This window comes from Bordetella genomosp. 4, from assembly GCF_002261185.1.
In the GTDB taxonomy this organism is placed as follows: Bacteria; Pseudomonadota; Gammaproteobacteria; order Burkholderiales; family Burkholderiaceae_B; genus Bordetella_A.
Genome location: NZ_NEVQ01000003.1, coordinates 251,089 through 275,815, shown reverse-complemented (window position 1 = coordinate 275,815; position 24,727 = coordinate 251,089). Strand labels below are relative to the sequence as shown.

The 24,727-nt window shown below is 61.2% G+C and carries 18 protein-coding genes; 6 read left to right on the top strand and 12 right to left on the bottom strand.

Features of this window, described 5'->3' with window-relative positions; translation table 11 throughout:
• Positions 1–367: 367 nt before the first annotated feature.
• Genes CAL20_RS03725 through CAL20_RS03705 form a run of 5 tightly spaced genes read right to left on the bottom strand, consistent with a single transcriptional unit; the run spans position 368 to position 4,949 of the window.
• Positions 368–1,072, bottom strand: coding sequence for an ABC transporter ATP-binding protein (locus CAL20_RS03725; RefSeq protein ID WP_094837212.1), 705 nt, complete (start codon positions 1,070–1,072; stop codon positions 368–370).
• Positions 1,066–1,881: an ABC transporter ATP-binding protein gene (locus CAL20_RS03720; RefSeq protein WP_094837211.1), complete on the bottom strand. Its 816-nt coding sequence runs from the start codon at positions 1,879–1,881 to the stop codon at positions 1,066–1,068. The genes CAL20_RS03725 and CAL20_RS03720 overlap by 7 nt, the downstream gene beginning before the upstream one ends.
• A complete protein-coding gene (locus CAL20_RS03715; RefSeq protein WP_094837210.1) occupies positions 1,878–2,834 on the bottom strand; it encodes a branched-chain amino acid ABC transporter permease in 957 nt (318 codons plus the stop codon). Before CAL20_RS03715 ends, CAL20_RS03720 begins: the two co-directional genes overlap by 4 nt.
• A 3-nt stretch (positions 2,835–2,837) precedes the next feature.
• Positions 2,838–3,752: a branched-chain amino acid ABC transporter permease gene (locus CAL20_RS03710; RefSeq protein ID WP_094819734.1), complete on the bottom strand. Its 915-nt coding sequence runs from the start codon at positions 3,750–3,752 to the stop codon at positions 2,838–2,840.
• Between the two features lie 33 nt (positions 3,753–3,785).
• A complete protein-coding gene (locus CAL20_RS03705) occupies positions 3,786–4,949 on the bottom strand; it encodes an ABC transporter substrate-binding protein (protein WP_094819733.1) in 1,164 nt (387 codons plus the stop codon).
• A 187-nt stretch (positions 4,950–5,136) separates the two neighbouring features.
• Between CAL20_RS03705 and CAL20_RS03700 the strand changes: the two genes are divergently transcribed.
• The 4 genes from CAL20_RS03700 to CAL20_RS03685 all read left to right on the top strand — a co-directional run bounded on the left by CAL20_RS03700 (position 5,137) and on the right by CAL20_RS03685 (position 8,960).
• On the top strand, positions 5,137–5,625 hold the full coding sequence (locus CAL20_RS03700; protein WP_094819732.1) for a MarR family winged helix-turn-helix transcriptional regulator: 489 nt from the start codon (positions 5,137–5,139) through the stop codon (positions 5,623–5,625).
• Between the two features lie 214 nt (positions 5,626–5,839).
• The gene (gene argJ / locus CAL20_RS03695; protein ID WP_094837209.1) at positions 5,840–7,066 is read left to right on the top strand and encodes a bifunctional glutamate N-acetyltransferase/amino-acid acetyltransferase ArgJ; all 1,227 of its coding nucleotides are present in this window, start codon (positions 5,840–5,842) and stop codon (positions 7,064–7,066) included.
• Positions 7,067–7,138: 72 nt separating this feature from the next.
• The gene (locus CAL20_RS03690) at positions 7,139–8,005 is read left to right on the top strand and encodes an ATP-binding protein (RefSeq protein WP_094837208.1); all 867 of its coding nucleotides are present in this window, start codon (positions 7,139–7,141) and stop codon (positions 8,003–8,005) included.
• Positions 7,998–8,960: a Nudix family hydrolase gene (locus tag CAL20_RS03685; protein WP_094837207.1), complete on the top strand. Its 963-nt coding sequence runs from the start codon at positions 7,998–8,000 to the stop codon at positions 8,958–8,960. Before CAL20_RS03690 ends, CAL20_RS03685 begins: the two co-directional genes overlap by 8 nt.
• 844 nt (positions 8,961–9,804) lie before the next feature.
• On the opposite strand, the gene CAL20_RS03680 is transcribed toward CAL20_RS03685, so the two are convergent.
• The 7 genes from CAL20_RS03680 to CAL20_RS03650 all read right to left on the bottom strand — a co-directional run bounded on the left by CAL20_RS03680 (position 9,805) and on the right by CAL20_RS03650 (position 21,507).
• Positions 9,805–11,265: an efflux transporter outer membrane subunit gene (locus tag CAL20_RS03680; RefSeq protein WP_256981334.1), complete on the bottom strand. Its 1,461-nt coding sequence runs from the start codon at positions 11,263–11,265 to the stop codon at positions 9,805–9,807.
• Between the two features lie 80 nt (positions 11,266–11,345).
• Positions 11,346–14,462, bottom strand: a complete 3,117-nt coding sequence (locus CAL20_RS03675) for a multidrug efflux RND transporter permease subunit (RefSeq protein ID WP_094837205.1) — start codon at positions 14,460–14,462, stop codon at positions 11,346–11,348.
• Positions 14,459–17,635: an efflux RND transporter permease subunit gene (locus CAL20_RS03670; RefSeq protein ID WP_094837204.1), complete on the bottom strand. Its 3,177-nt coding sequence runs from the start codon at positions 17,633–17,635 to the stop codon at positions 14,459–14,461. Before CAL20_RS03670 ends, CAL20_RS03675 begins: the two co-directional genes overlap by 4 nt.
• A complete protein-coding gene (locus CAL20_RS03665) occupies positions 17,632–18,933 on the bottom strand; it encodes an MdtA/MuxA family multidrug efflux RND transporter periplasmic adaptor subunit (RefSeq protein ID WP_094819725.1) in 1,302 nt (433 codons plus the stop codon). The genes CAL20_RS03670 and CAL20_RS03665 overlap by 4 nt, the downstream gene beginning before the upstream one ends.
• A 119-nt stretch (positions 18,934–19,052) precedes the next feature.
• Positions 19,053–19,805: a cell division protein ZapD gene (zapD, locus tag CAL20_RS03660; RefSeq protein WP_176456434.1), complete on the bottom strand. Its 753-nt coding sequence runs from the start codon at positions 19,803–19,805 to the stop codon at positions 19,053–19,055.
• Positions 19,806–19,845: 40 nt separating this feature from the next.
• Positions 19,846–20,493: a dephospho-CoA kinase gene (gene coaE / locus CAL20_RS03655; protein ID WP_094837203.1), complete on the bottom strand. Its 648-nt coding sequence runs from the start codon at positions 20,491–20,493 to the stop codon at positions 19,846–19,848.
• Between the two features lie 141 nt (positions 20,494–20,634).
• A complete protein-coding gene (locus tag CAL20_RS03650; RefSeq protein WP_094837308.1) occupies positions 20,635–21,507 on the bottom strand; it encodes a prepilin peptidase in 873 nt (290 codons plus the stop codon).
• A gap of 179 nt (positions 21,508–21,686) precedes the next feature.
• Between CAL20_RS03650 and CAL20_RS03645 the strand changes: the two genes are divergently transcribed.
• On the top strand, positions 21,687–22,424 hold the full coding sequence (locus CAL20_RS03645; protein WP_094819723.1) for a copper resistance protein NlpE N-terminal domain-containing protein: 738 nt from the start codon (positions 21,687–21,689) through the stop codon (positions 22,422–22,424).
• A gap of 197 nt (positions 22,425–22,621) precedes the next feature.
• A complete protein-coding gene (locus tag CAL20_RS03640; protein WP_094837202.1) occupies positions 22,622–24,658 on the top strand; it encodes a PIG-L family deacetylase in 2,037 nt (678 codons plus the stop codon).
• The last annotated feature ends 69 nt before the right edge of the window (positions 24,659–24,727 follow it).

Here is a 24,727-nt window from a genome sequence, read left to right as displayed (position 1 = left end):
GCATGCCCGGACCGATAGCTTGAGGTGAGCGCGCAGGGCGCTCGCCGAAAGCAGCACCGTAAGATTTTTCTCTTTACCAATGCGGCTGCGAAAAAACGCCAAGCAAGAAAGCCGTGCCAGCGGTGCAGAGAATTCTAGTTGCCGCTAGTCGAGCCGAGGCAATCGGCCCGGCCGGGCGCCTCAAAGTCGAGTGGAGCGGACGTCGAAGGGAGCGCGCAGGCGCGGACGAGACGAGCGAACACGATGTCCGGCGCCCGCGCGCCGGACCGACTTTGTGAAGCCCGGCCGGGCCGATTGCCTCGGCTCGACGACCATCAGAACCCCACCCTCACGCAAAACCACGACCACTCTCCGACACCGCCCCTTTTCAAACTCCCAAATACCGCTCCCAAACCCCCCGATCCCCATCCAACGCCTCAGAATCCCCTGTCCAAACCACCCGCCCGCGCTCAAGCACTACGTGATAATCCGCCAACCCCAGCAGCCTCTCCACGTACTTATCAATCACCAAAATCGTCTGCCCCGCCTCTCTCAACGTAGCCACACAATTCCAGATTTCCTCACGCACCAACGGTGCCAGTCCCTCGGTCGCCTCATCCAGGATCAACAGTCTGGGATTCGTCACCAACGCCCGCCCGATCGCCAGCATTTGCTGCTCGCCACCAGACAACTGATTCCCCATATTGCCCGCACGCTCCTTCAGCCGGGGAAACAGCGCAAAAACTCGGTCAACCGTCCAAGGAGCCTCGATATCAGGATTACGCGCCGCGACAAATGCCGTCAAATGCTCCCGCACCGTCAGATTCGGAAAACACTGCCGCCCCTCCGGCACAATCGCCAACCCCGCGCGGGCAATACGATCCGGCGCCCAGCCGCCAATATCCTGGCCTGCAAAACGAATACTGCCCGCCCGTAACGGCAACTGACCGAACATCGTACGCAACAGGGTGCTCTTGCCCATTCCATTGCGTCCCAATAACGTGACTACCTGACCCGCATTGATATCCAGGTCCACCCCGAACAACACCTGGCTGGCCCCGTAGCCGCTTTCGACCGCGCGCATACTCAACATGGCGATTGCTCCTGTACACGTGCAACTCCACCGTGAGAGGCATCATCGTCACCCAGGTAGGCCTTGCGCACTTCTGGGTTCGTGCGGATCTCCTCCGGCGTTCCCGTCGCGATGACGCGTCCATACACCAGCACCGAGATACGATCAGCCAGACGGAATACTGCTTGCATATCGTGTTCCACCAACAGCATGGCGGCCTGCCCCCGCATCGACTCGATCAGATCGGTCAAACGCAGTGTTTCATCAGGCCCCATGCCCGCCATAGGTTCGTCCAACAACAACACGCTCGGCCTGGCAGCCAAGGCCAGGGCAAACTCGAGCTTGCGCTGCTCGCCATGCGGCAAGGTTGCAGCGGGACGATCCAGCAACGCCTCGTCGATGGCACATTGACGGGCCAGTGCATGCGCGGTGTCGTACAGCGCCGCATCGGCCGAGCGCGGCTTCCAGAAGCGGAAACTGCTGCCCGCATGAGCCTGCGCCGCCAGCAATAGATTGTCGAGCACGCTGAACGACTTGAAAATATTCGTGATCTGATACGAACGCGATAAGCCGGCCGCTACGCGCTGGTGCGCATTCAGACGCGTCACATCGACGCCGCCCAACACCAGACTACCTTCATCGGCCGGCAAGGTCCCGGACAATAAATGGATCAAGGTGGATTTGCCCGCACCGTTGGGGCCGATCAGCGCATGGATTTCGCCAGGCACCAGCGACAAGGAAACATGATCCGTCGCCAGCAACGCGCCAAAACGGCGAACCAGGCCGGTCGCTTGCAACACAGGCGCCGAGGTTTTTGCCACATCAATCATGACCGGCCTCCTCGCACCGCCGCCCCTGCAAACCACGGCGCGACCAGGCCCGCCAGACCACGCGGCGCTCCGAATACCACACACAGCAACAAGATCCCCAGCGGCAGATGCCAATATTCCGTCCACATGCGCAGGATTTCCTCCAGCGCCAGCATCACCACCGCACCCGCTACGCCACCGTAACGCAGACCTATGCCGCCCACCAGCACCATGACCAGCAGATTGGCTGATTGCGTCCAATGCATCAGGCTAGGCGAAATAAACAGGTTGTGATTGGCGAGCAACGCCCCCGCCAATCCCGCCACGGCGCCGCTGAGGGCAAAGGCCGCGAGCTTCAATCGAAATACGGGATAGCCCAGTGCCTCCATACGCGATTCGTTTTCGCGTATCCCTTGCAGCGCAGTTCCGAATCGCGAATTCACCAACCGCCCAAAAGCCCACATCAACACGGCGAACAACGCCAGGACGACGTAATAAAAGCTGTTGCTGTCAGCCAGGTCCACGCCGGGCAAGGACGAATACCCCGCCAGATTCAGGCCGTCTTCTCCCCCATACTGACGCAGCGAGATGAAAACGTAATACACCATCTGCGCAAAAGCGAGGGTGATCATGATGAAGTAGACCCCGCGCGTGCGCAGAGATACGGCACCGATCAGCAATGCCAGAACGCCTGCCAGCGCAGCGGCGGCAGGCCAGACGATCAGTCCCGCCTGAACACCATAGGACTCCAGAATCCCGACGACATAAGCTCCCGCGCCGAAAAACGCGGCATGCCCCAGCGCCACCATGCCGCCGTATCCCAGGATCAAATTCAGACTCGTCGCCGCCACTGCGTAGATCAGCACACGGCGTACGACCGACACATAGAAATCCAGTCCCATCGCCTCGGCCACCAGCGGAAATATCGCCAAGGCCAACAGCACGATCCAACTGCCTATGATTGCTTTGCGCATCGCTCACCCACGTGCCGGAAACAGCCCAGCCGGCCGGAATACCAGCACCACAGCCATGAGCAGATAAATGGAAATCGCCGCGAGCGTCGCCGCCAGGCTGGACGCCATCGCGGGCGGCAACACCTCGCGCAACAGCATGGGCAGAAACGCCCGGCCGGCGGTATCGACCATCCCGACCAACAAGGCCCCGACAAATGCGCCTCGTATCGACCCGATGCCGCCAATCACAATGCACACCAGTACCAGAATCAGGATCTCTTCGCCCATCCCGACTTGCACCGCAGTGATTGGCCCCAGCAGTGCGCCTGCCACCGCAGCCAACATGGCGCCGATGGTGAATACCCCTAGAAACAGCAGCGGTACGCGCACGCCCATCAGTGTCGCCATTTGCCGATTGGACGCGCCTGCCCGCACCAACACGCCAGCGCGGGTACGCGTCACGAACCAGTACAGACCGACCGCCGCGGCCAGCCCGCAAGCAATGATCATCAACCGGTAGGCGGGATACATCAGATCGGGCAGCAAGCGCACGGGCCCGGATAAAGCGGCCGGCAAATTCAACATCACCGGCGCAGGGCCCCAGATCATTTTGACCAGATCATTGGCAATCAAAATAACGGCATACGTGCCCAAAACCTGCGCCAGGTGATCGCGCACAGCGAGGCGGCGTATCAAAAGGCGCTCCAGCACCAAGCCCACTACCCCCGTCGCCAATGCGGCAACCAGGACCGCAGCGAGAAAAGAACCGGTGCGTTGCATAGTCTCGGCTGCGACATAGGCGCCCGCCATATACAAAGAACCGTGCGCCAGGTTCATGATGTCCATGATCCCGAACACCAAGGTCAACCCGGCGGCAATCAAAAACAACATCAGCCCGAACTGCAGGCCGTTTAGCAACTGCTCGACCACTAGCGTCATCAAGTACTCCGGCCCGCGGGGTGTCTTACATGGCTACAGCTTGCACTGGCCCACGTACACGTCCTGATAGTCGTCAAATACCTTGCCTATCAGCTTGTTGGTGATGCGGCCTTCGCCGTCTTTTTCGATCACGCGCAGGTAGTAGGCCTGAATGGGATAATGGTTTTTGCCGTAGGTGAACTTGCCGCGCACCGAGGGATAATCGGCCTTGGCGAGTGCCGCCACGATCGCTTCGCGGTCAGAGGCTTTGCCGCCGGCCTGTTTCACTGCAGCGTCCATGGCCATGATGACGTCATAGGCCTGCGCCGCATAGACGGACGGATAACGGCCGCCATACTCTTTGCGGAAAGCGTCTACAAACTGCTTGTTTTGCGGCACATCCAGATCGTGAGCCCACTGCGCCGTGTTGAACATGCCCAGCATCGGGTCGCCAACGGCCTGGATCACATCCTCGTCAGCCGAAAAACCCGGACCGATGAGTTTGACGCTTTGCGACAGACCTGTCGAGACGAATTGCTTGACGAAATTGATGCCCATGCCGCCCGGCAAAAAGATAAAGACCGCATCCGGTTTGGCCGCACGGATCTGCGCCAACTCGGCAGCGTAGTCGAGCTGGCCGAGTTTGGTGTAGACCTCTTCGGCGACGTCAGTCTTATAGCCGCGCTTGAATCCTGTCAGTGCGTCCTTGCCTGCCGGATAGTCCGGCGCCATGATCAGCACTTTCTTGAAGCCCTTGTCCGCGGCGACTTTGCCTGCGGCCTCGTGAAATGCGTCGTTCTGATACGAGGTGCCGAACCAGTATTGATTGCAGCGCTCGCCAGCAAACTGGCTCGGGCCAGGGTTGTTGGAGAGATAAGGTACCTTGGCGGCGAACAACGCGGGGCCCACTGCGAGCGCGACGTTCGAGCCGATGGGGCCGGTAAAGAAATCGATTTTGTCGCGCTGGATGTAGCGGGACACCAGTTGGCGCGCCTGATCGGGGTTGCCGCCCATGTCTGTTTGCAGGAACTCGGCCGGCTGGCCGCCCAGCTTGCCGCCCAACTGCTTGATCGCCAGATTGAACCCGTCGCGCGCCTCGGCGCCAAGCGCAGAAAACGGACCCGATATATCATTAGCAATACCGACCTTGACGGGATCGGCGGATGAGAGGGCTGGCAGCAGCACCATTGCAGCCGCCAAAGAAGTCATGAAACGCATCGTGGTACTCCTGCGCCGCGGGCGGCGGATGTTTTTTATAAGGGAATGCGAATGCGAAACGGCTGTCGCTGACCTGAGCACATCTCCCGGACGACACAAACAGGACTAGCGTGTCTCATAGTTTAGGTTTAAAGTATCTGGCAAGACAAGACTAGGGTTTTTACCGAGACTCGCTCTGCGCCATATCATGATCGACACGCCTGACCTGGAAACGCGCGCTGCGCCCGATGATCACCATGCGTTGCGCCTATGGCTGCGCATGCTGACTTGCTGCAATCTGATCGAGTCCGAGATTCGCAGCCGCCTGCGCACCGAGTTCGATACCACTTTGCCCCGTTTTGACCTGATGGCGCAGCTGCAACGCGCGCCCAAGGGCATGAAAATGGGCGAGCTGTCGCGCCGGATGATGGTCACCAACGGCAATATCACCGGCATCACCGACCAGCTCGAGAAAGAAGGCTTAGTCATGCGCACCAAGGTCGAAACCGACCGGCGCAGTTCTGTCCTGAAACTCACACCGCAGGGCCGCCGGGTGTTTGCTCGCATGGCGCGTGCGCACGAGGGCTGGGTAAAAGGGATGTTCGCCGATCTGCCCGAGGATCATCGTGATGCCTTGTATCAGGCCCTAGGCGAGTTGAAACTGCAAGTCGTCGCTACCCGCAAACACGATCGCTGATCGCGATCGGGCACACTGGCGCCGCCGTCTCGCGGGCGCCTGAGGCGCAATGCCTGAAATCTTCCAGATCCGAGCCGTACCCGCGCCCGGTAGAAACCGGAGCGTCCCGGGGCGCTCACTTGGCCCGTCACGCGATGGTGGGATAATACGTGGAGCCCCCGCCTGACAGGTGGGGTTCCCGAGATCCTTTTTGCCCCGCCACAGAGACGAAGTCATGGCCGTTAACCTGCAGATCCCCTCCGAGTCCGATATTTTTCCCGTTGCCGGCGTAGACATCGGCGTTACCGAAGCCGGTATCCGCAAGGCCAACCGACGTGATTTGACCGTTTTCCAGCTGGCGCCTGGCTCAAATGTGGCAGGCGTGTTCACTCGCAACCGTTTCCGCGCCGCACCGGTGCAGGTCTGTGAAGCCCATCTGGCCGCGGGCGGCCCGATCCGCGCCCTGGTGATCAATACCGGCAACGCCAATGCCGGTACCGGGGCCGAGGGCCTGAAAAAGGCCCAGGACACCTGCGTGGCCCTGGGCAAGCTGCTGAACGTACCCGCCCAGCAGATCCTGCCGTTTTCGACCGGCGTCATTCTCGAGCCCCTGCCCCTGGATCGCCTGACCGCTGCCCTGCCCGCGGCCCTGGGCAACCTGGGCCCGAACGAGTGGTTCAACGCCGCCCACGGCATCATGACCACCGACACGCAGCCCAAGATCCACTCGCAGCGCCAGCAGATCGACGGCAAGACCGTCACCTTTACCGGCATCAGCAAGGGCGCCGGCATGATCCGCCCGAACATGGCCACCATGTTGAGTTTCCTGGCCACGGACGCCGGCATCGCCCAACCGGTGCTGCGCAAGCTGGCCCTGGAAATCGCCAACCAATCGTTTAACCGCATCACCGTCGACGGCGACACGTCCACCAACGACTCGTTCATCATCATTGCCACCGGCCAATCGGGCGTGGAGATCACTTCCGAGGCTGATCCGCACTATGCCGCCGTGCGCGATGCGCTGGCTGCGGCCGCACTGGACCTGGCACAGAAGATCGTGCGCGACGCCGAAGGCGCGACCAAATTCATGACCGTACGCGTCGAAGAAGCCCTGACCACCGAAGAAGCCCTGAAAATCGCTTACTCGGTGGCCCACTCGCCGCTGGTGAAGACGGCGTTTTTCGCCTCCGACCCCAACCTGGGCCGCATCCTGGCTGCCATCGGCTACGCCGGCGTAGACGACCTGGACGTCTCGAAGCTGCGCCTCTGGCTGGACGACGTGCTGGTCGCCAAAGACGGCGGCCGCAATCCGGACTACCAAGAAGCAGACGGCCAGCGTGTCATGAAGCAAGCGGAAATCACCGTGCGCATCGCGCTGGCGCGTGGCCAGGCAGCTGACACCGTGTACACCTGCGATTTCTCGCACGAGTACGTCAGCATCAACGCCGATTACCGCTCTTGATACATTGATCGCTGAGGGCGCGTAATCTCGTGCCCTTGTTGTCTTGTTGTTGCCCCTGCAGGAAATACCGACGTGAGTGCTGCTGATTTTTCCGTTCTGATCGAACGTGCCGAACGCGTGCTGGCCCAGCTCGAAGCCTGGCTGCCCGCCGCACCGCCCGAGATTGATTGGTCCGCCCATGCCTACCGCTGGCGCAAACGCGGTGCACGCGGCTGGCTGGATGCCGTGCGGCATGTCGCCCGCATCGACATGACCGATCTGCAGCACATCGAACGCCAGAAGGGCATCATCGACCGGAACACACGTCAATTTCTGCAGAAAAAGCCGGCCAACAATGTGCTGATGACCGGCGCGCGCGGCACGGGCAAGAGCTCGCTCGTCAAGGCCATGCTGGCCGCCTATGGCGACCAAGGGCTGCGTTTGATCGAGGTCGACAAATCCGACCTGGGCGATCTGGCCGACATCGTCGAGCTGGTCGCGGCGCGTCCCGAACGCTATATCGTGTTCTGCGACGACCTGTCTTTCGAGGAAGGCGAAGCCGGCTACAAGGCCCTGAAATCAGTGCTGGATGGCTCGGTGTCGGCATCGGGCGACAACGTGCTGATCTATGCGACGTCCAACCGGCGTCACTTGATGCCGGAATACATGAGCGAAAACCTGCAGGCCAAGCACCAGGCCGATGGCGAGATTCATCCGGGCGAAACCGTCGAGGAAAAAATCTCGCTGTCCGAGCGTTTCGGGCTGTGGCTGTCATTTCATCCGTTCAAACAGGATGACTATCTGGATATCGTGTATCACTGGCTGGAGGAATTGAACTGCCCCGCGGATCAGATCGAGTCCAGCCGCACGGAGGCGTTGCAATGGGCGCTGGAACGCGGCTCACGCTCGGGCCGGGTGGCGTATCAATTTGCCCGCGATTGGGCGGCACGCCATGTCTGACGGCATCATAGACGTCGCTGCGGGCCTGATTCTGCGGCCCGACGGCCAACTCCTGCTGGGACAACGGCCCGAGGGCAAACCTTGGGCGGGCTGGTGGGAACTGCCCGGCGGCAAACTCGAGCCCGGCGAGACCGTGCTGCAAGCATTGGCGCGCGAGCTGCAAGAAGAAATCGGTATCGAAGTCACGCAGGCGGTGCCGTGGGTGACTTATGTGCACGCCTATCCTCACACCACCGTTCGGCTGGCATTTTGCCAAGTCACCGGCTGGAAAGGCGAGCCGCGCAGTCTGGAAAATCAACGCCTGGAGTGGGTCAATCCCGCCGAGGCGTCGAGTGTCGGCGATCTGCTGCCAGCCACCCTGCCGCCGTTGCGTTGGCTGCAGTTGCCCAACGCTTATGGCATCACGTCCATCGGCGGGCGTGCGGGGTTGCCCGCATTTCTCGAGCGCCTGGAGCGTGCGCTGGCACGAGGCCTGAAGCTCGTACAAGTCCGTGAACCGGATTGGCCTGATGGCCCTGGAGCCACATCGCTGCGCGACGCCGTGCAGACCATCGTCAAACTGTGCCACGCTGCGGGTGCTCGTGTGCTGATCAACAGCGCGCATCCTGCAGCCTGGTGGCGTCAGGCCGACGGGGTGCATTTACGCACGAACGATGCAGCGGCGTTACATACGCGGCCGGAGTTGCCCGAAGGCGCTTTAGTCGGCGTGTCAGCCCACGACAATGCACAGATCGTACATGCGCGCGAAATGGGCGCGGATTTTGCTGTGCTGGGAGCAGTGTTGGAAACACCTTCGCATCCGGGGCAAGCTGGTATGGGATGGGATGGTTTTGTTGCCGGCAATAGGGATGCCGGGCTGCCTGTGTATGCGCTGGGAGGGCAGTCTGTCGATACCCTGGATGAGGCGCGCCGGCATGGGGCGCATGGCATTGCGGGGATTCGGGGGCTGATTTAGTGGGGGTTTTGTTGTCGTTTGTTTAGGTAGAGTGTCTTGGAGTGTGAGGGTTTGGTGCTTATGGGCGTCGATGCGGGGCAGTGGCTGCGTGGGGGCTTCACGTGGTCGGTCCGGCGCCCTGCGCGCCGGACACCGTGTTCGCTCACCTCGTCCGCGCCTGCGCGCTCCCTACGGTGTCCGCTCCACTCGGCCACGAGGCGCCCCCACGCAGCCACTGCCCCGCATCGACTCGCAGTAACTCAAGCTCATCACATCGCTGGCACGGCTTTTTTGCTTGGCATTTTTTTGCATCAGCCTGGGTGAAGAGAAAGATCTTGCAGGGCTGCGATTCACGGGTGCCCTGCACACCCGTGAATCGCGTTCGGGATCTGCATGCACAGGCTGTGGCACCGTTACTCGACAAAAGATCTCTCGAGTCACATTGACGTAATGCCACGTATGGCACTCGTTGTAGCGCGCTCCTGGTGAGCGCAAATCATGTCTGCGGCGAGGAACGCTGATTCCGGGCACGCGCATGCTAGATACGCCGCCGGAAAAGCTGCCCTGCGCATCATCGCCGCAAGCCTCACTCGCAGCCAAGCAGATCTTCCAACCAAGCACCACGCCACCCCGTCGCATGCCCGGACCGATCGCTTGAGGTGAGCGCGCAGGGCGCTCGCCGAAAGCCGCACTGCAAGATCTTTCTCCATACCAACGCGGCTGCAGAAAAACGCCAAGCAAGACAGTCGTGCCAGCGGTGCAGAGAGCTCTAGTTGTCGCTAGTCGAGCCGAGGCAATCGGCCCGGCCGGGCCGATTGCCTCGGCTCGACGACCAATAGAACCCCACCCTCACGCACCAACGCCATCATTCCTCAGCAACACCCCCTTCCCATCCCCCACCCAGCGCCGCAATCAACTGCACGCTAGCCGTCAGCCGATTAGCCATCAACGTCAGCGCCGTCCGTTCGCTGTTCAGTGCCCCCGTTTCCAACGTGGCCACATCCAGATAGTCAATCGTCCCAGCCCGATATTGATTCCGAGCCAACCTCAACGACTCCCGCGCCGCTTCCAGTGCCCGATGCTGCACCACCTGCTCTTGCCCCATCACCCGCAATTGGATGAGATAGTCTTCAACCTCTTGCAAGGCGCTCAATACTGTCTGGCGATACGCAGCGGCCTGGGCATCGTAGGCTGCTCGGGCTTGTTCCAATTGCGCCTGCCGGGCACCGCCATCGAACAAGGTCAACGCCAACGCCGGCCCCAGGGACCAGAAACGCGCCGGTGCCGTCAGCCATTGCGCAAACTCGCCGCTGCGAAATCCGCCATTGGCACTTAACGTCAGATCGGGAAACCACGCCGACTGCGCCACACCGATCTGGGCATTCGCTGCTGCCGTCAAACGCTCAGCCGACGCGACGTCGGGACGCCGCTCCAGCAATTGCGATGGCAATCCCACAGGAATCTGCGGAATCACCTGCGCGAAAGGTTGCTCCGGCAGCGTAAAGCGCGAGGGCGCCAAGCCGATCAGCACGGCGATCGCATGCTCATACTGACCACGCTGCCATTCCAGATCCACCAACTGGGCGCGCGTGCCCTCCAATTGGGCCAACGCCACGGTCACATCCGATTTACCGACAACGCCGGCGTCATAGAGGTTTTGCGTCAATTTCAACGAGCGCTCATAGGCGGCTACCGTCGACTCCAGCAATCGCTTTTGCTCATCCAGCACGCGCAATTGAAAATAGTTTTGCGCGAGCGACGACTGCGTACTCAGCCGGGTGTTCGCCAAATCCGCAAAACTGGCCTGGGCCTCAGCACGGCTGGCCTCGACCTGGCGACGCACTCGCCCCCAGATGTCGACCTCCCAACTGACCGATGCACTCAGGTCGTAATCATTGCCAGTGCTGCTGGTCGATCCGCTGCCCGACCCCGACCGTGTCGCGCCGGCACTCGTCCCTACAGTAGGGAAAAAACTGGCGCGCGCGCCTCGTACCAGAGCCTGTGCCTGCCTGTAGTTGGCCTCGGCTTGCACGATGGTTTGGTTCGATGCGTTCAGCTGGTCCATCAGACCATTCAGGGTGGTATCGCCATATATCTGCCACCATGCGCCACGCTCAACCGTGTCCCTCGGTTTCGCAGGAGTCCAGCCGTCAGTCTGGACGGCGCCATTGGGGGATTGAGCCTGAGCGCCATCGCCCTGCATCCCAGAACTGGATGGTACAGACGCCTGACCCTGAGCTTGTCTATACCCTTCGCCCACATCGATCTCGGGACGCTGATAATCCGGCCCCACCGCGCACGCGGCCAACAGGGCGCAACACGTCATGGCCACAGTCAAACGCGACAGGCGTACATCGGCCGTTCGGCCAAACCGAAGCGATAAAGAAGAAAACGATGCGCGACTCATTATTGGCGTTCTACATCAGGTTGCGGGCCTATCGTGCGACGTGCAGCACGGCGGCGAGCCCATAAACGGAAGCGGTCCAGATAAAGATAGACCACAGGCGTGGTGTACAGCGTCAAAATCTGGCTGAGGATCAGACCACCTACGATCGTCACCCCCAGAGGCTGGCGCATTTCTACACCTGCCCCCGTGGCCAGCAATAATGGCAGCGCGCCGAAAATCGCCGCCATCGTGGTCATCATAATGGGTCGGAATCGCGTCAGGCAGGCCTCAAAAATCGCATCGCGCGGCGACAGATTCAACCTGCGCTCCGCATCCAGGGCGAAATCCACCATCATGATGGCATTCTTTTTGACAATGCCGATCAGCAAAAACACCCCTATCAAGGCGATGACCGTGAACTCGCTGCCCACCAGCATCAACGCCAACAGTGCACCGATACCGGCAGACGGAAGCGTCGACAGAATGGTCAAGGGATGCACAAAGCTCTCGTACAAAATCCCCAGCACGATATACATCGTGACCAGCGCGGCCAGAATCAGCCAAGGCTGCTGGCTCTGCAAGGCCTGCTGCGCCGCGGCCGTGCCGAGAAAGCCGGCCTGGATCTGATCCGAAGGCAGCCCAATGCGTGCGACTGCAGCATCGATCGCGCGTATCGCCTGGTCTTGTGACACACCAGGGGCGAGATTGAAAGAGATCTCGTCAGCAGCAAACAAGCCATTATGCTGCACACTCAATGGCGCATTGCCCATTTCAAATCGCGCAAAAGCCGCCAACGGCACACGAGACCCGTCGCTCGTGATGACATGCACCTGCTTGAGCGATTCGGCATCCTGGGCAAAGCGCTGATCCACCCCCAACACAACGCGATACTGATTCAACGGCCCATACATTACCGAAACCTGGCGTTGACTGAACGAGTTGTTCAACACCGCAGAAATATCGGACATGTTGATGCCCAGCCGCGTTGCCGCCTCGCGGTCAATGATCAAATTGACCTGTCGGCCTTTGTCTTCAACGCTGGAATCCACATCCGTCAGCTCAGGCAACGCGGCCATGGCCTGCCTGACCTTCGGTGTCCATGTGCGCAGCAGCGACAGCTCTCCGGCCAACAGCGTGTAGTCGTACGAACCGCTACCCTGCCCGCCGCCCACAAAGATATCCTGCTGCGGAATCAAGAAGACGCGTGCGCCAGCAGTACTCTGCAATTGCCCTCTCAGGCGGTTCACCACATCGACCGCGCTGGCTCGTCGTTCGTCCTGCGGCTTGAGCTGGATCATCATAAAGCTGCTGTTACTGCCGCCACGGCCGCCCGCATGAACCGTAATACTCGCCACCGCTGGGTCGGCCATGATGACTTTGCGGAAGTACTCGAGCTTGGGAACCATGGCTTGAAACGACGTGCCCTGGTCCACGCGAAAAATTCCTATCAGCTGCCCGGTATCCTGCTGCGGAAAAAATCCCTTCGGCACAGCAGCATACAGGTACACGTTCAAGCCGATAGTCACCGCCAGCAGCACCAACATCAAACGCCCATGCGCCAACGCCCACGACAACGATCGACGATAGCCGCGCAGCAATGCCTCAAAGAATGACTCGAGCATTCGCGACACCCGGCCTGGCGTCCGCTGTTCCAGGGCCTGCTGACGCAACAGCTGGGCGCACATCATGGGCGTCAATGTCAATGACACGACCATCGATACCATGACAGAAGCCGACAAGGTCACGGCAAACTCGCGAAACAACCTGCCGACCACGCCGCCCATCAACAGGATCGGGATGAACACGGCCACCAGCGACAGGCTCATCGACAACACCGTGAAGCCGACCTCACGCGATCCCCGCAAGGCTGCCCGCAATGGCGATGCTCCACGCTCGATATGCCGCATGATGTTCTCAAGCACCACGATGGCATCGTCCACCACAAAGCCGGTGGCCACGATCAACGCCATCAGCGAAATCGTATTCAACGTAAAGCCGCACCAATACATGATGCAAAAGGTGCCAATCAACGAGACCGGCACTGCCACGCTGGGGATCAGGGCAGCACGCCAATGCCGCAAGAACAGCAGCACCACCAGCATCACCAGCCCGACCGCGACCACCAGCGTGAGCTCGGCCTCGTGCAATGAGGCGCGGATACTCGGCGTGCGATCTTGTGCAACGGTCAGATCGACATCACCCGGCAACAGCGCCGAGAGCTGCGGTAATTGCGCACGCACAGCCTCTACCGTCTCGATGATGTTGGCGTCGGCCTGGCGTCGCATGATGATCAGAATGGCATTACGATCGTTGTAATAGCCCGTCTGAAACAGGTCTTCGACCGAGTCCTCGACGGTCGCCACGTCCGATAGCCGGATAGCGGATCCGTCGCGCCACGCCACAATCAAGGGCCGATACTGTTCGGCTCGATCGAGTTGATCGCTGGCCATGATTTGCCAGTGATACTCGTCGCTTTCGATCATGCCTTTGGGTTTGTTGGCGTTGGCTTCGCTCAAGGCCGTGCGCACCTCGTCCAGCGACACGCCACGACTGGATAATGCACCGGGAATCAAATTGACGCGCACCGCGGGCAAGGAACTGCCGCCTACCGTAACCTCGCCGATACCATTTACCTGAGCGAGTTTTTGCGCCACGATCGTCGAGGCCAGGTCATACAGTTTGCCCTGGCTCAATGTGCCCGACGTCATGGCCAGCACCATGATGGGCGCCGACGAGGGATTGACCTTGTGATAGGTGGGGTTGCTGCGCATCCCCGTGGGCAGAAGCGATCGCGCCGCATTGATGGCCGCCTGTACATCACGGGCGGCGCCGTTGATATCACGGCTCAGGTCGAATTGCAGCGTGATGCGCGTGGACCCCTGCGAATTACGCGAAGTCATTTCGGTAATGCCGGCAATGCTGCCGAGAGAACGCTCCAATGGTGTCGCCACACTGGAGGCCATCGTCTCGGGACTCGCGCCCGGCAAACTGGCCGACACGGAAATGATCGGCAAATCGACTTGAGGCAGCGGCGCGACAGGCAGCAAGCGAAACGCCAGTACGCCTGCCAACACCATCCCCAGGCACAACAGTACGGTGGCAACCGGACGAACGATGAACGGCGCCGACAGGATCATGGCTGCTCCGCCGCGACACGCGCACGGCCTCGGCCTCGTCGCGCCAGACGGTCAAACATCAGATAAATCACCGGCGTGGTGTAGAGCGTCAGGATTTGGCTCAACAAGAGTCCACCGACCATGACCAGACCCAGAGGCTGGCGTAACTCGGCCCCCGTACCGGTGGATAGCATCAGCGGCAATGCGCCAAACAATGCCGCCAGCGTCGTCATCAGGATCGGACGGAAACGCAGCAAGGCCGCCTCGTGTATGGCGGCTCTGGGCGCGAGCCCGCGCTTGCGCTCGGCCTCCAGCGCAAAGTCGATCATCATGATCGCGTTTTTCTTGACGATGCCGATCAACAGAATAATGCCGATGATCCCGATCATATCGAGCTGCGTACCGCTGATCATCAAGGCCAGCAGAGCCCCCACCGCCGCCGAAGGCAAGGTCGACAGAATGGTGATCGGGTGGATGTAGCTCTCGTACAGCACCCCCAGCACGATATACATCGTGACGATCGCAGCCAGGATCAACCATAGCGTGCTGGACAACGAATTCTGGAATGCCAGCGCAGCCCCTTGAAAACGCGTCTCGATGCCTGCCGGCATGCCGATTTCCGCCTCTGCTGCCGTAATCGCCTCGACCGCACCCGATAGCGATGCGCCCGGCGCCAGATTGAACGACAGCGTCGTCATCGGGAATTGATCCAGCCGGCTGATCGCCAGCATGGTGTGCCCCTCTGAAATGTGCGCCACCGTCGACAGAGGAACTTGGGTACCCGACTCGGATGTCAGGTACACCTGGTTCAATGATTCAGGCGATTTGCTGAATTGCGGCAAGACCTCGAGCACCACGCGATACTGATTGGACTGCGTAAAGATGGTCGAAATCAGCCGCTGGCCAAAGGCGTTGTACAGCGCCTCGTCGATTGCTGAGGTCGTAATGCCCAGACGTGCCGCCGCATCGCGGTCTATATCGACCCAGGTCTGCAAGCCGTCGTTTTGCAGATCGTGGGTCACGTCCGTCACTTCCGGCAGCGCAGACAAACGCTCGACCAATTTGGGGGCCCACTCGGCCAACACGTCGATGTCCGGATTGGACAATGTCATCTGATATTGCGTGCGACTGACGCGATCCTCGATGGTCAGATCCTGCACCGGCTGCATATATACCGTCAGCGGCGGTTGCGTCGCCGTGGCGGGCCGGAGTGTTGCCGCAGCCTCTGAAGCATCGCGGCCGGACGCGGTCGTTCCCGGTGATCCAAAATGGTCTTCCAAGGCGTCCTGCAATCTCTGGCTGATAGTCGCCAGATCGGCATCGCGATCCTTGTTTGGTTTCAGCGCGATTTGTATGCGGCCGCTATTCAACGTGGCGTTAGTGCCGTCTACGCCGATGAACGACGACACGGACTCGACATCCGGATCCTGCAGGATGATTTGTGCGGCCTCTTGCTGGCGTTTGGCCATCGCCGTAAACGAAATCGAGGCCGGCGCCTGAGTGATCGCCTGGATCATGCCGCTGTCTTGCTGCGGAAAGAAACCCTTGGGGATCGCGATATACAGCAGCACAGTGAGCGCGAATGTCACCAACGCCACCAGCAGTGTCAGTGGTTGATGGCGCAGCACCCACTGCAACGTACGGTCATAGCCGGCGATGCATCTATCGATAAACGCGCCCGTCGTCCGGTGAAAGCGTCCATAGCGATGCTCCGATTCCGGACGCAACAGCCGTGCACACATCATCGGCGTCAACGTCAGCGACACCACCAGTGAAATCAGTATCGCCACCGCCAAGGTAATGGCGAACTCGCGAAACAGCCTGCCCACGACCTCGGTCATGAACAACAGGGGGATCAGTACGGCGATCAACGAGAAGGTCAACGACACCAGGGTAAAGCCGATCTGTGCGGCGCCTTTCAACGCGGCTTGCATCGGCGTTTCGCCTTCCTCCTGGTGCCGGGCGATGTTTTCGATCATGACGATGGCATCGTCCACCACGAACCCGGTGGCAATCGTCAACGCCATCAGCGTCAGGTTGTTGATACTGAAGCCCGCCAAGTACATGATGCCGAAGGTGCCCACCAACGACAGCGGCACCACCACGCTCGGGATCACCGTGGCAGTCAAGCTCCGTAAAAAGACAAAGGTCACCATCACGACCAGAGCCACGGCCAGCAACAATTCGAACTGCACGTCCGCCACGGACTCACGGATCGTCTGGGTTCGATCGGAAACCACAGAGAGGTCCAGCGTTGCAGGCATGGATGCCTGCAACTGCGGCATCATGGCGCGAATCTGGTCCACCACGTCAATGACATTGGCGCCGGGTTGCCGCTGCACATTCAACAGAATCGCCGGCTGGCCGCCGGCCCAGGCCGCCTGGCGAACGTCCTCGGCGCCTAACACGGCGGTCGCGATATCGGACAGGCGCACCGGCGCATTATTGCGATAGGCAATGATCAGATCGTTGTACTCGGTAGGAGACTTCAACTGGTCATTGGCATCGATCGTCGTCGAGCGCTCGGGCCCGTCCAGATTACCCTTAGGCTGATTGACGTTGGCGCCCACCACAGCCGTGCGCAAATCCCCCAATGACATGCCGGTCGAGGCCAACGCAACGGGATTGACCTGAATACGCACGGCAGGCCGCTGGCCGCCGGCCACGCTGACCAGCCCCACCCCCGGCACCTGCGAGAGCTTTTGCGCCATCCGGGTATCGACCAGATCGCGCACCTGCGGCAGCGGCATGGTCGGAGAGCTGATGGCCAAAGTCATGACGGGCGCGTCGGCCGGGTTGACCTTGTTATAGATGGGCGGCACCGGCAAATCGCTGGGCAGCAGATTTGACGCGGCGTTGATCGCCGCCTGCACTTCCTGCTCGGCCACATCCAGAGCCAGGTCCAGGCTGAATTGCAGCGTAATCACCGATGCGCCGCCCGAACTGGTCGACGACATCTGGTTCAGCCCCGGCATCTGTCCAAATTGGCGCTCCAGAGGCGAAGTCACCAACGAGGTCATCACGTCTGGACTGGCCCCCGGATACAGAGTCACCACCTGAATCGTGGGATAGTCGACCTCCGGCAGGGCCGATACCGGCAGCAAGCGATAGGAAATAAAGCCGGCGATCAGGATTGCCACCATCGACAAGGTGGTGGCAACCGGCCTCAGAATGAACAGACGAGAGAGACTCACGGCGTCTTCGTTGCAGATTGACCTTGAGCGGGACGCCCTGACGGCCCTGTGCCCATGGCCTCGCCAGGGGTCGCGGGAATGGTCGCGTTGCCCGTCACGATGCTTACCTTCGCTCCGGTACGCAATCGATCAGTGCCCTCAATGACGACGCGATCCCCAGGCACCAGGCCTTGATTGACCGCCACACGGTCACCGTTGATGGGCCCCAACTGTACTTGCCGGACCTCGACGGTATTGTCATCACGCATCAGGAATACAAAAGGCCCTGCCGATCCCTGCTGCACGGCCGCGGTGGGGATCACTGTCGCATCGTCGCGTGTTTGCACCAACAACCGCACATTGACGAACTGATTGGGAAATAACAGATCGTCCTTGTTGTCGAAACGCGCCTTGAGCTTGACGGTACCCGTGGTGATGTCGATCTGATTGTCCACGGTTTCCAGCTGCCCTGTGGCAATCACTTTTTCATCGGCACGATCGTAGGCCTGTACCTGCAAAGTGTGGCCCTGGCGCACCTGCGCCAACACCTCTGGCAATTGCGTTTCAGGCAAAGAAAACACGACCGCGATAGGCTCAGTCTGCGTGATCACGACCAGTCCTTCGGTGTCGCCGGTCGAAACCAGATTACCCGGATCGACTTTGCGCAGGCCTAAACGGCCATTGATCGGTGCGGTGATGCGGGTATAGCTCAACTGCAGTTGAGCATCGTCGACAGCAGCCTGATCGACCTTCTGCGTACCCTCGTATTGACGGACCAATGCTGCTTGCGTATCGAGCTGCTGACGCGCGATGGAGTCTTGCTTGAACAAGGTCTGATAACGCTGCAAGTCGCGCCGAGCATTCGCTAATAACGCCTGGTTCTGTTGTTGTTGGCCTTGGGCCTGCGCCAGTGCCACCTCGTAGGGGCGTGGATCGATCTGCGCCAGCAGATCCCCCGCCTTGACGCGTTGGCCCTCATTGAAATTTACCCGGATCAATTCTCCGTCGACGCGGCTGCGTACGGTCACGGTGTTGTACGCGGTCACGGTGCCAAGTGCGCGCAGTACGATATCGATGGTCTGCGTCGACGCTGCCGCGACACGCACCGGCGTGTCCGGCATCGCGCCCGCTCCCATGCCGCGCATCCCGCCGCCCGCGCCACGTCCACCGCCATTGGCCCGTTGCGCAGCCTGCGTGGACGCCTTCTGCTCGCCAGGCTTGTTAAACACCCACCATGCGACTATAGCGGCGACTGCCAGCAGGATGATGACGACCCAAAGGGTCTTGCGGCGAGGCGTGGCAGATCGGCTTTCAGGCATAGGAGGTCAAGCACAGACGAACGTCGGGAGCCGATATTGTCCCCTAAGTCCGTGGAATTGCCATGTCCTCAAAACCGAACTGAAATACGCCGCAACAGATATCAGACCTATATGGAAAGCTAGGCGCTGCAAAGCGACATCTGAAACTCGATATCTTTGGCCACTTGCTGCGGTTTGGCATCGCCGTCCTGGGACGAGAAGCGGATCCAGATCATGTACTTGTTCGCACTGATTTCCGGAAAAACACCTCGAGCAGGGTCCACCCAGACACGTAACAGTTGGAATAGTTTGCCCGCCAGCATCTGCTGATAGCCGCCCTGCTCAGCCACGATATCGGTGCGGCGGCCGGACTCTCGCAACAAACGCAGCGCCATGGCGACCGCATCGTATAAAGGCCGCAGCGGGGCGATCCAGGCTTGCAGATCGGCGGCACGGTCGGCCTCGGATTTGTGTTGCCACGCATGATAGGACGGCATATCGACCTGGGTGGCGCCGCCGGGGACGGCCAGCCGACCGCGCAGGCTGATCAACCATTCGTTTTCGCGCAAGGGCTGGCCGGCACGGCCTTGGCCCGCCAGTGCACTGACGGTACGCTCCATGTCGCCCAGCATGGCCTCCAGGGCGTCCTGAGCGACACCTGGGTGATCGCGCAACGCGACCAGCGCCATGCGTTGGCGCTCGAGATCCTGCAGTACGGAGGTCTTGACGTCGGCCCGTTCGGTGGCATCCAGGATGTCGAACAAGGTCGAGACAGCGATCTGGTGGTGATGGGGGTCGCCTTCGCCGGCGAAAAAGAAAAGCCTATCGAATAGATATTCCAGCCGAAGGTAGGCTCGGATGCGTTCGTTAAATGGATATTCGAAAAGAATCACGCTTGCTACAGGCCTGTTGGTGATCGGCCCGTGGGCCGGATTATTCAGGGAAGCCGTCCACACCACTACAGTGCGGCCGGCGCGATGCCGCCGCCATGTGGCACCAGCGGTCGTGCAGAGCCTTTGCCCGCGCGCGCAACTGTTTGGCAGTGGTCGCACCATCGTTCACGATGACATCGTCCGCTGCCGCCAGCCGGGTAGCCCGCGCGGCCTGTGCCGCCATGATACGCCGGATAGCTTCCGCCGTCAGCCCGCTGCGTGCCTGCACCCGGGCGACCTGGGTTTCCGGGTCGCAATCGACGACGCAGATGCGGTCAACCCGGTCACGCCAACGCCCCGACTCCACCAATAATGGGACGACGTACACGAGGTACACGCCCTGGGCTTGCGCCGCGGCACGCTCGGTATGCAGGCCGATGAGCGGATGCAATATGCCTTCCAGGCGCGCACGAGCCTGCGGTTCGCGAAACACCAGGTCCCGCATCCAGCCGCGATTCAACGACCCATCAGCGTTCGCGGCCTCGCCCCCGAACGCCGCGATGATGCCGGGCATCGCCTCTCCGCCCGGCGAGGTCAGGGCATGGGCGATGGCATCGGTATCGACCAACGCTGCGCCCCATTCGGCCAACATATCCGCCACCCGCGTCTTGCCGGAGCCAATCCCGCCGGTCAAGCCGATTTTGTACATACTAAGTCACCCAGAGAGTGTTGCTCATTACCAGGCCGCGGCAAGCGACGGACCTGCATGTTCGAGGACAGCATACGCTGCAGGTATGTTCGGCAGCAACGCCCGCGCCCTCAGCGCGAGATGGCTTGGCGCGCCCTGCGCTCAGAACCACGCAGAGCGCCCCGCCACTGCAAACAACGCCACAACCCCTGCCAGCGCCAGGTAGGGCCCGAAAGGCAATGCCTGGCCTCGCTGCGCGTGGCCCGTTAGGCGCAGACATCCGGCAGCTAGCACCCCGGTCAGCGACGCCACCAGCAATAACGAGGGAAGCGCCGCCAAGCCGAACCAAGCCCCCAATGCCGCCAGCAGCTTGAAGTCGCCATAGCCCATGCCCTCGCGACCTGTCAGCAAACGAAACATGTGAAACAGCAGCCACAAGAAGACATAGCCCACCGCCGCGCCCAACACCGCCAGCGGCAGAGGTGCCAAGGCGCCATTGAGGTTGATCAACAACCCGGCCCATACCAGAGGGAAGGTGATCGCGTCGGGCAGCAGGCTGGTCTGCAAATCGATCCACGAGAGCACCACCAGCGCCGCACATAGCGCCATGGCACATAGGGCAATCGGCGTGGGCCCGAAACGCCATGCGCATAAACCGAACAGCAAGGCGGTCAAGATCTCGGTCAACGGGTAGCGCCAGCCGATATTGCGTCGGCATGATTGACAGCGCCCGCGGGCAAGGACCCAACCCACGAGCGGTACGCGGCGCCAGCCCCGCACCGGCGCCGCACAGAACGGGCAATGCCAGCCGGGCCGCCACAAGTTATAGGAAGAACGCCCAGGCACTACGTCGGAGACATCAGAGAGACTGTCCTGCTGCCCTTGTTGGGATTCCTGGACCTGCTGCAGCCAGTCGCGTTCCATCATCCGCGGCAAGCGATGGCCGACGACAGTCAGCCAACTGCCAACCAACAAGCCCAACACGGCAGCCAGCGCGACAGCCCAGGCAGGATCGATAGCAAAGGTGTGCCACATAGCAATCAGAACACGGCCGCGAGGGCTCACCAGGAAAGGCGCCATTATTCCGGCATGCGGGAAATTGTTCAACCGGGACGTGACCATTCGGCCACGCGCCATCGTTCATCCAGCCGTATCGGAGGCGCACATAAATGCGTAGAATTCGGGACATACTCACTATTCATGCTGCATCTGCCATGTCCGATTCCGCGCCTGTTCCGTTTCGCCGAAATTCCCTGATTCTGATCGCGACCGTCCTGGCGGGTGCCACGATGGCTGCCGGCTGCGCGCAGCAACGCTCAGAGGGATACTACAACCCACCCCGAGAGAGCACTGTCACAGATGCGCAATACCAAGGGCAAGGAGCCGGCTACCTGCCTCTGGTTCAGGCCCCCTCGCAACTGCAGATCGAGCTGAAAGCCACGCCTCCGGGCCAGCCTCGCAAGCCCGCTCCGACCCCGGAGCAAGCAGCTCAGCAAGCCGCCGTCGCCGACGCTCAGGCGGAAGCCGCCGCCACCGCCGCGGGCAGTACCTCGGCTGCGGCTCATGCGCTCGTGCCTCAGGCTCAGACCTATATGGGCACGCTGCCGTGCATGTCGCCATCGGCGCAATGCGCCGCCCAGCGCGTCACACTGACCTTGGCCCCCAACGGCCGCTGGCGCAGCCGTTCGGCCTATCTGGACAACGCCGGCAACCAAGCCACGCCCTCGACCGAACAAGGCTGCTGGGATGTGACCTCCGAACGGCCGCCTAGAGTGTTCCTGGCGGATGCTTCCGGTAATCAGCGCGTGGAATTCGTCGTCGCGGCCAATAACGTGCTGCGTGTCAGATCGGTATTGGGCGTCACCCCCAACCTGAACTACAGCTTGACGCGCCAGCCCGACCTGGACCCCATCGACGAATTGTCGCAACAGCCCGCGCCCAAGTGCCCCTGACATCCCGGCATCAGGCCCCTGACAGCAGGGATATCCCTAGACCTGCTGTCTCATAGCAACACCCGATAGCGCAACGGCGGGCAACCGGCTACACTCGCCGCGCACCCTCTCCCTGTGCCGCTGGCATCGTGTGACTGGAGGGCGCGGCATGCGATGCCTGCCCCTTCGGCATCGAGTTATCGGCTGCCGACTCCTTCATGCATTCCATCCTCGTCAGCGCTGCTCGCGCCATGCGCCTCGTGTTGCCATGGCTGGCCGGGTTTGCGATCTTTTCCCAGGCGTATGCCGCCCCCGAACTCATCTCGCCCGCCCCGCCCTCGTTGAGCGAATGTCACGGCGTTAAAGACCTGACGTTTGTCGCTCATCTGGACGACGACTTGCTGTTCATGAACCCCGATATTGCGTCGAACATTCAGGCGGGAGCCTGTGTGCAAGTGGTATATCTGACCGCGAGCGATGCCGGGGAAGGCGAAGGCTATATGCTGGGCCGCGAGCGCGGCGTGCGCGCCGCCTATGCCTACATGGCCAAGCAGCCCGACCTATGGAAAGAAGACACGGTGCAAGTCGGCACTTATCATATTGCGCGCTTTACCCTGCAAGGCAACCCGCATGTGCAGCTGTGGCACATGCGCCTGAAAGACCCCTGGCTGGGCAAAGGCTGGGGCAGCCTGACGCCGTTGAGCCGTATGGAGTCCGTCGCCAATATGACTGCGGACACGCTGGGCCCCTATCACGACGTCTACACGCGCGATGAACTGGTGCGCACGTTGGCCAATATCATCACCGGATACAACCCGACCACGGTGCGCCATCTGGACGACACCATTGCCGTGCCCTATACCCAACTGTGCTGGCGTTGCGCGGGCCATGGGCATCCTGATCACATTGCCAGCGCCAGGCTAGTCCGCGAGGCGATTGCCCAAGCCCCCGGCAACTATGCGGAAACGGGCTATATCGACTATCCCAGCCAGGAACACGAGGCCAATCTGGCCGACGCCGAAGCCACCATCAAATCCGAGATCTTCCGGCGCTATGCCTGGGACGATTACCACTACTGCTCGGGACAGCAGGGATGCCAGGAGCCGGCCGGCCCCGCGGCGGCGTGGGTGAAACGCTCGTACTATGTGTCGCGCCACGACGTGGCGCCCGACCTGTTTTCAGACTCCCAAGGAGGCCTGATGTTATTTGCGGCAGGCGAAAACAACGACGCCGTCAATATGTGGGATGGCCGCAACCATCGATGGAATACCCTGGGCGGACGCACTGCCGGGCCGCTCGTGTCCTTTGCTTATCCCGATGCAACGGCAGGCCTCTTTGCTCGCGATACCTTGGGCGGGCTGTGGGTCAACAAACAAAACCGCGACGGATCCTGGAAAGGCTGGCAGGCCATGGCGGGCCTGCGAGTGACCCGTTCTCCCGCTGTTGCGCCCAATGGCGACGCGGCCGCTATCGCCATGGGCAACGATGGCCTGTATTACTGGACGGCCCTCAAAGGCCTGGATAGCGGATGGTCCGCGTGGCAGGCGCTGCCTGCCTTGCCTCACGCGCGCGGCAACGCCGCTATTGCCAAAACGCCCGACAACCATTTCGTTGCCTTCGCGGCCGATCGAGCGGGCCATGTGTACATGAGCGCCCAACGCCCCGAGCCAGCCTTGAGCTGGAGCCCCTGGCAACGCGTGCCCTCGCCTGTCAGCGACGGCGGATTGGCCGCAATACGCAATAGCCAAGGGCAGATAGAGTTGTACTTGCGCGACCGGGATAGTCGTCACCTCGTGCGCATCATTCAGCCTGCGCCCCAGGCCGCCAATAAGGCGGATGTTGCAGAGGTACGCCGGGCCGCCATCACCGATCTGGGCGTGAGCTACGTGGGCAAACCCGCTATCGGCCTGGACCACGACGGTGAAGTCCTCGTCGCCGTGCTGGAACGCCAGGATGGACCGCTCTGGCTGATTGACGATGGACAGGCCATTCAACTGGAAGCCAAAGCCGCCTCGCTGCCGGCCATGCGCTCGCTACACGGAACTCTGTATGTCGTGGCCCGCAGCGCCGGGCGCGTACAGTCGTACCAGGTGATGGCGCGCAACCGTGAGGGCGTTTGGGCAACAGCGACGGCCATTGGCGCCCTGCCCGAGGCTGGCGGCGGACCATTTATCGGTATGGCGGCAAACGAATCCGGCATGCTGGCAACGTCTGCGGTGAGTACCGTCGCCGCGCCGGCCGCCACGGTACAGTGATCCACGAGCGGTCGGGCGATCAACTCGCCGCCGCTGCGGGTTTGCAATCGCCAGGCACCGCGCAATCAG

Excerpts from the sequence above, each read along its gene's own strand:
- argJ (WP_094837209.1), top strand. The coding sequence starts at position 5,840 with ATGGCCGTTAACCTGCAGATCCCCTCCGAGTCCGATATTTTTCCCGTT.
- CAL20_RS03680 (WP_256981334.1), bottom strand. The coding sequence starts at position 11,265 with ATGACGTGTTGCGCCCTGTTGGCCGCGTGCGCGGTGGGGCCGGATTAT.
- CAL20_RS03645 (WP_094819723.1), top strand. The coding sequence starts at position 21,687 with ATGTCCGATTCCGCGCCTGTTCCGTTTCGCCGAAATTCCCTGATTCTG.
- CAL20_RS03710 (WP_094819734.1), bottom strand. The coding sequence starts at position 3,752 with ATGACGCTAGTGGTCGAGCAGTTGCTAAACGGCCTGCAGTTCGGGCTG.
- CAL20_RS03705 (WP_094819733.1), bottom strand. The coding sequence starts at position 4,949 with ATGCGTTTCATGACTTCTTTGGCGGCTGCAATGGTGCTGCTGCCAGCC.
- CAL20_RS03650 (WP_094837308.1), bottom strand. The coding sequence starts at position 21,507 with ATGTGGCACACCTTTGCTATCGATCCTGCCTGGGCTGTCGCGCTGGCT.
- CAL20_RS03640 (WP_094837202.1), top strand. The coding sequence starts at position 22,622 with ATGCATTCCATCCTCGTCAGCGCTGCTCGCGCCATGCGCCTCGTGTTG.
- CAL20_RS03725 (WP_094837212.1), bottom strand. The coding sequence starts at position 1,072 with ATGTTGAGTATGCGCGCGGTCGAAAGCGGCTACGGGGCCAGCCAGGTG.
- CAL20_RS03665 (WP_094819725.1), bottom strand. The coding sequence starts at position 18,933 with ATGCCTGAAAGCCGATCTGCCACGCCTCGCCGCAAGACCCTTTGGGTC.
- CAL20_RS03720 (WP_094837211.1), bottom strand. The coding sequence starts at position 1,881 with ATGATTGATGTGGCAAAAACCTCGGCGCCTGTGTTGCAAGCGACCGGC.
- coaE (WP_094837203.1), bottom strand. The coding sequence starts at position 20,493 with ATGTACAAAATCGGCTTGACCGGCGGGATTGGCTCCGGCAAGACGCGG.
- CAL20_RS03715 (WP_094837210.1), bottom strand. The coding sequence starts at position 2,834 with ATGCGCAAAGCAATCATAGGCAGTTGGATCGTGCTGTTGGCCTTGGCG.
- CAL20_RS03685 (WP_094837207.1), top strand. The coding sequence starts at position 7,998 with ATGTCTGACGGCATCATAGACGTCGCTGCGGGCCTGATTCTGCGGCCC.
- CAL20_RS03700 (WP_094819732.1), top strand. The coding sequence starts at position 5,137 with ATGATCGACACGCCTGACCTGGAAACGCGCGCTGCGCCCGATGATCAC.
- CAL20_RS03675 (WP_094837205.1), bottom strand. The coding sequence starts at position 14,462 with ATGATCCTGTCGGCGCCGTTCATCGTTCGTCCGGTTGCCACCGTACTG.